This is a genomic window from Streptomyces sp. NPDC032126 (genome assembly GCF_055580085.1).
The window spans coordinates 22488-28487 of record NZ_JBVIMA010000021.1; the positions used below are offsets into that span (position 1 = coordinate 22488).

The following is a 6000-nucleotide window of genomic DNA, read 5'->3' on the forward strand; positions in this document are numbered from 1 at the left end:
AGCGGTTCGGTGTTGCGCTGTGATGACCACCCGATGCATGACGTGACGAGAAGTCACGGAAAGGAGTGCGGCCCCCCACCTCGGAAGAGGTGGGGGGCCGCACAACACGCTTCGGCGCTCGCCGCGTCGTACTACTTCTTGTTACGACGCTGAACGCGCGTGCGCTTGAGCAGCTTGCGGTGCTTCTTCTTGGCCATCCGCTTGCGCCGCTTCTTGATAACAGAGCCCACGACTACCCTCGCTCACTTCTCATCACTCGGTGTTTGGGCGCCATGGGCCCACACGACCTACGAGGGGCTAGCCTACCCGCCCGAGCGCCGAGGCCGTTAATCGAGGGTCCGGGGAGGCCCCTGGAACGAGCCTCCCCAGGACGTGGACTCCTTGCCGCGGACTGTGCGGACTAGGCGGTTTCCACCCCCACGAAGCTATCGCGGAGGTACTCGTGAACCGCGTTCTCGGGGACGCGGAAGGACCGCCCCACCCGGATCGCGGGCAGATGACCGCTGTGCACCAGCCGGTACACGGTCATCTTGGACACTCGCATCACCGCGGCCACTTCCGCCACGGTAAGGAACGTGACCTCGCTCAGAGGCCTCTCGCCAGCTGCAGCCATGACACACCTGAACCTTCCGCACTCGACTCGTCGGCCACCGGCTTCCCCTTCCGGTGACTCTTCGTCGCTGCGTGCTCACTCCCCAGACTAGGGGCGGGTGATGCGAGTGGGGAAGAGGTGCACCCATCGGCGGCCTACTGTGACAGACACGCCCGATTGAGTACGTAGCGGGTCAGCGGCAGGTAGTAATCGGACCGCACCGCATCATCAACCGGAACGACCACGGACACGACCCCCTCCGCCTGCCCCACGAACAGCGCGGGGTCGTCCACATCGGCCAGCCCCACGGCCTCGAACCCCAGCTGACCTGCCCCGCAGACCCAGCCGTGATCCCCGATCACCAGCTCGGGCAACGGCCCGCCGGCCTCGGCCGCCGCCGCCAGGGCGACCCGAACCGGGAGCGGCGAGTGCGAGTGCGCGCCGGTCGCACAACCGGCGCTCTGGCGCCCTGTTTCTCTCAGGAACCCGACTCCCCGTACGTACACGAGGTTGTGCGTACGTAGACCGAACCGGGTCGTTATGTCGACACAGCGACCATACGCCGGGGTGAGAACGGCACATCCCGCCGCCGACAGCGCGTCCGCGAGCCCGGCGTAGAACCCGAGCAGCCGATCCGGATGCCCGGTCCCGATCAGTACGGCCCCGCGCCGCTCGGCGACCCGGCCGACCCGCTCGGCGAAAGCGTCGAGCCCCCTGAGCGTCAGAGCGGGATCGATGAACGCACCTTCCGCCCCACCCCATCCACACTTCTCCCCCACCAGCGCCACCACGTCCCGCACACCCCACGCGCCCCGCGGATCGAGCCCCAGCACCACCCGGGGATCCCGGGCCGCGAACAACCGGTACCGCCCGAGGCTCCCCTCCCACGAGGACGCGACCACCCCCGCCAGCCGGGCCCCCACCAGATGCCCCCACAACGCACCACCACCCGTGCCCACCCCCCGATGCTGCCGCCCCCGTCCAACCCCCCGCCACCGAAACGGACCAACAGCCCACGGTCGGCGTAACGCCGAGACATCCCCGCCGGGGCGTCGGGGGCCTTCTTGTCGGCGCCCTTCGCGTCGGGGCCCTTCGCGTCGGGGCCCTTCTCGTCGGGGGCCTCCTTGTCGGGGGCCTCCTTGTCGGGGCCCTTTCCGTCGGCGCCCTTTCCGGGGCCCTTCTCGTCGGGGCCCTTTCCGTCGGCGCCCTTTCCGGGGCCCTTCTCGTCGGGGCCCTTCCGCCAACCCCCTTCATGCCGGCGCCCTCCGCGCCTACGCCCTTCCGGTCGGCGTCCTCCGGGGCAACGCCCCTCCCGGTTGGCGCCCTCCGCGTCGGCGCTCTACGCCAACAGCCCCCGTAGCGGAAACACCGACCGTCGTGTCGCCAGCACCGCCTGGTCCAGGCGGTCCGCCGGGTCGTAGCCCGCCTCCCACTCGGCCCACCGCACCGGCCACCGCCCGTCGGTCATCCGCTGCGGCCCCAACTGACGTGTCCGCGCGAACACGTCCTGCCGCCAGCTCTCCGGGATCACCGTCTCCGGCGCCACCTCCCGACCGGCCGCCACGCCCACCAGATGCGTCCACGACCGTGGCACCACCTCCACCACCGCGTAACCGCCCCCGCCGAGCGCCACCCACTTGCCGCCCGCGTACTCGTGCGCCAGCTCATGACACGCCACCTGCACGGCCCGCTGCGCGTCCAGCGACACCGCCAGATGCGCCAGCGGATCCTCGAAGTGCGTGTCCGCCCCGTGCTGGGTCACCAGCACATCCGGCCGGAAGTCCGCGATCAGCTCCGGCACCACCGCGTGGAACGCCCGCAGCCACCCCGCGTCCCCGGTCCCCGCCGGCAACGCGACATTCACCGCCGACCCCTCCGCCGCCCCCGCGCCACCGGTCTCCTCGGGCCACCCGGTCTGCGGGAACAACGTACGAGGATGCTCGTGCAGGGAGATCGTCAGCACCCGGGGGTCCTCCCAGAACGCCGCCTGCACCCCGTCCCCGTGATGCACGTCCACATCCACATAGGCCACCCGCTCGGCCCCCAGCTCCAGCAGCCGCGCGATCGCCAGAGCGGCGTCGTTGTAGATGCAGAACCCCGACGCCGCACCCGGCATCGCGTGATGCAGCCCGCCCGCGAAGTTCACCGCGTGCAGCGCCTCGCCCCGCCACACCGCCTCCGCCGCCCCCACCGACTGCCCGGCGATCAGTGCGCTGACCTCGTGCATGCCCGCGAACGCCGGATCGTCCATCGTCCCCAGCCCGTACGACGTGTCGGCCGTCTCCGGATCCGCCGAGGCCGCCCTCACCGCCGCGATGTAGTCCTCCCGATGCACCAGCCGCAGTGTCGACTCGCCGGCCGGCTTCGCCGCGACGACCTCCACCTCACGATCGAGCCCGAGAGCCCCGACCAGCTTCCGGGTCAGCTCCAGGCGAACCGGATCCATCGGATGCTCGGGCCCGAAGTCATAGCCCGTTACTGCCTCGTCCCACATCAGCTGTGCGCGGCCGCTCATGCCCGCCACCGTATCGGTCCGGTTGAGCCTCGAACGACCGGGCGTACACGAGCGTCACCAGCACCAACACCATCGGCACCAGCATCGCCCCCCGATAGCTCCACAGATCCCCCAACGCCCCCACCAGCGGCGAACCCACCAGAAACCCGACGTAGTTGAAGACGTTCAGCCGCGCCACGGCCGCATCCGAGGCCCCGGGGCCCCAATTTTCAGAAGCGAGCCGCCCCGCCGCCGCGAAGGTCTGCGGCACCAGCACACACAACCCCAGCCCCAGCAGGGTGAATCCCAGCATGCCCACCCACGGCCCCGGCGCCACCGCGACCACCGCGAACCCCACCGCGGCCACCACCGCGCCGCCCCGGACCACGGCCACCGCCCCGAACCGCCGCACCCCGAGATCCCCGAGCGCCCGCCCGAGCAGCGTGGTCACCATGTACACGTTGTACGGCACGGTCGCCAGCTGCTCCGAACTCCCCAGCACGTCCTGCAGATACTTCGCACTCCAGTTGGAGACCGTCGAGTCCCCGATGTAGGCGAAGCACATCACCAGACACAGCGGAAGCAGCATCCTGAAGACGACGCCCGTGCCGCCGCCCACCGCTTCCGGCGCCTGCTGCTCCGCCGGTGCCTGCTCCGCCGGCGCGGCCTTCCCGTCGACGTACCACCGGCTCCCCACCAGCACCGCGGGCAGCAGCACCGTCACCACCGGCAGATACGACACCCACAGCGCGAGATGCCAGTGCGCCCCCGCCCACGCCAGCGACGCCCCGACGATCCCGCCCAGGCTGTACGCCGCGTGAAAGCTCAGCATGATGCTGCGCCCGTACGCCCGTTGAAGACTGACCCCGAGCATGTTCATGGACGCGTCCAGGGCGCCCACCGACAGCCCGAACACCGCCAGCGCCGCCCCCAGTACGGCCACCCGGTCCCCGGACCCGACCCCGACCAGCGCCAGCAGCACGACCGGCTGGGACCAGCGCAGCACCACGCTCGGTCGTATTCGCCTCACCAGCTGCTCGGTCGCCACACTGCCCGCACCGGCCAGCACGGGCACGGCCGCGAGGAAGGCGGGCAGCAGCGCGTCGGACACCCCGTACCGGTCCTGGATGGCCGGGATCCGGGTCACCAGCAGAGCGAAGGCGACGCCTTGCGCGAAGAAGCTGAACGCCAACGAGGCCCTACCGCGCCGCAGCACTTCTGTCATGGCGGCGAGCGTAGGGCCCCGGGCTACTGCTGGGTAGATCTTGCCAAAGATGAATTTCCCTCAGCTTTGGCGGGAGAGAGGTCGGCTCTACCGGTCTACCGGGCGAGAGCCAGGTCGGAGGCCGGGGTGGAGCCCGGGGTGGATGCGGGGGTGCCCGCCTTCGCCGCGCTCTCCTCGGCCGCCGCCTTCACCTCATCGGCCAGCAGCCCCTTCATCGTCTCCACGGCCAGGCCCCCGCTGAGCACGAACCCGATCACCATCGCACCGGCCATGATGACCCCGCCCAGCCAGACCATGGTGTCCACCGGCACGGTGTACGCGCCCACGACCCGCACGAGGCACTCGGCGAGCAGCACGACACCCCACACCATCGAGAAGACCCGCTCCTTGCGGCGGAAGGCCACCGAGCCGGACACGGCCCCCGACACCAGCCGCTCCCAGGCCGCGTCCCGCGCCGCGTCGCCCTTCACCATGAGCGGCCGCATGGCCGCGGTCATCATCGGCTTCCCCAGCGCCACGGACACCAGGATCCCGATCCCCACGGTGCTGCTGACCGCGCCGTCCTTGGCGAGCATCAGCCGCGGATCCCCGGACACGAAGCTGAGCACCAGCCCGACGACGTTCACCACGAGGATGAGCAGGGCGAGCCCGTTGGTCGTGCGCTCCTTCACCGCGCCCCACACCGTCCGCACGGCCGGCACCACGCTGCTCCAGGCGAGCGCCGCGAACGTGCTCGTCCCGAAGCCGTCCTTGAAGAGGTAGTACGACCCGAGGGGCACCGCGACATCCACGAGGAGGGGGGTGAGGTGGGCGCGCTTCGCGTTCGTCTTCGTCGCGTTCGTCTTCGTGGTGCTCGTCTTCGTCGTCATGCCCTTAGCTTCGCGGCAGCCGGGGGTCCCCCAGTAGAAACGATCGTCCGGACGTCCGCATGACAAATGTCAGAGCAGCAGGTCCCCCAACTCCCCCATGTCCGCGAAGAGTCGAGTCGCCCCCATGAGCCCGTCGGCCGGTGTCATGGCGGTGAACCCGTAGACGTCCATCCCGGCCGCGACCGCCGCCTGCACGCCGAGCGGCGAGTCCTCCACGACGACACACCGCTCCGGGGCCACCCCCATCCGCTCGGCCGCGTGCAGGAAGAGGTCCGGGGCGGGCTTTCCCCGGCCGACGTCCTGCGAGCTGAAGATCCGGGACTCGTCGAACCACCGGTCCAGCCCGGTCGCCCGGTGCCCCACCCGGATCCGCTCATGACTCCCGGAGGAGGCCACGCAGTACGGCACCCCGTCCGCCGCCAGCTTCTCCAGTACCCCGGAGACCCCCGACACCGGCGTCAGCTCGCGCTCGAAGGCGGCGAAGACCCTGCCGTGGAAGACATCGTCGAAGTCCGCCGGCAACCGCTCACCGGTCCGCTCCAGAATCAGCTCATGGATCCGGTGCATCGCGGACCCCATGTAGTCCCGGATCGACTCCTCGTACGTCGTCGGGTGCCCGAGCTCGGTGAGATAGGCCGCGAGATGCCGGTTGGAGATGGGCTCGCTGTCCACGAGCACACCGTCGTTGTCGAAGACGACAAGGTCATAGCGCATAACTGCGAGCTTAAACGCAGAAAACCCCGCACCATAACGGTGCGGGGTTTCCCACAATGATTGTTCGGCGGTGTCCTACTCTCCCACAGGGTCCCCCCTGCAGTAC

General features: G+C 70.2%; 7 protein-coding genes. All 7 read right to left on the reverse strand.

The annotated features are described in order from the left end of the window. Window positions 1–131: 131 nt before the first annotated feature. A complete protein-coding gene (locus tag ACZ5NW_RS37520) occupies window positions 132–230 on the reverse strand; it encodes a 30S ribosomal protein bS22 (protein ID WP_003948845.1) in 99 nt (32 codons plus the stop codon). Between the two features lie 170 nt (window positions 231–400). Next, a complete protein-coding gene (locus tag ACZ5NW_RS37525; protein ID WP_468748533.1) occupies window positions 401–613 on the reverse strand; it encodes a helix-turn-helix domain-containing protein in 213 nt (70 codons plus the stop codon). Between the two features lie 134 nt (window positions 614–747). Beyond that, window positions 748–1530 (reverse strand): phosphatase, encoded by a 783-nt coding sequence (locus ACZ5NW_RS37530; RefSeq protein ID WP_468748539.1) that lies wholly within the window; start codon window positions 1528–1530, stop codon window positions 748–750. A gap of 401 nt (window positions 1531–1931) precedes the next feature. Continuing rightward, a complete protein-coding gene (locus tag ACZ5NW_RS37535; protein WP_468748534.1) occupies window positions 1932–3107 on the reverse strand; it encodes an acetoin utilization protein AcuC in 1176 nt (391 codons plus the stop codon). Next, complete coding sequence (locus ACZ5NW_RS37540; protein ID WP_468748535.1) at window positions 3058–4311, reverse strand: MFS transporter; 1254 nt, start codon at window positions 4309–4311, stop codon at window positions 3058–3060. Before ACZ5NW_RS37540 ends, ACZ5NW_RS37535 begins: the two co-directional genes overlap by 50 nt. A gap of 95 nt (window positions 4312–4406) precedes the next feature. Next, window positions 4407–5180 (reverse strand): VC0807 family protein, encoded by a 774-nt coding sequence (locus tag ACZ5NW_RS37545; RefSeq protein ID WP_468748536.1) that lies wholly within the window; start codon window positions 5178–5180, stop codon window positions 4407–4409. A 69-nt stretch (window positions 5181–5249) separates the two neighbouring features. Then, on the reverse strand, window positions 5250–5894 hold the full coding sequence (locus ACZ5NW_RS37550) for an HAD family hydrolase (RefSeq protein WP_468748537.1): 645 nt from the start codon (window positions 5892–5894) through the stop codon (window positions 5250–5252). Window positions 5895–6000 lie beyond the last annotated feature (106 nt).

Bases quoted from the DNA above. Each gene is read 5' to 3' on its own strand.
- ACZ5NW_RS37525 (WP_468748533.1), bottom strand. From the start codon at position 613: ATGGCTGCAGCTGGCGAGAGGCCTCTGAGCGAGGTCACGTTCCTTACC.
- ACZ5NW_RS37535 (WP_468748534.1), bottom strand. From the start codon at position 3,107: ATGAGCGGCCGCGCACAGCTGATGTGGGACGAGGCAGTAACGGGCTAT.
- ACZ5NW_RS37540 (WP_468748535.1), bottom strand. From the start codon at position 4,311: ATGACAGAAGTGCTGCGGCGCGGTAGGGCCTCGTTGGCGTTCAGCTTC.
- ACZ5NW_RS37545 (WP_468748536.1), bottom strand. From the start codon at position 5,180: ATGACGACGAAGACGAGCACCACGAAGACGAACGCGACGAAGACGAAC.
- ACZ5NW_RS37550 (WP_468748537.1), bottom strand. From the start codon at position 5,894: ATGCGCTATGACCTTGTCGTCTTCGACAACGACGGTGTGCTCGTGGAC.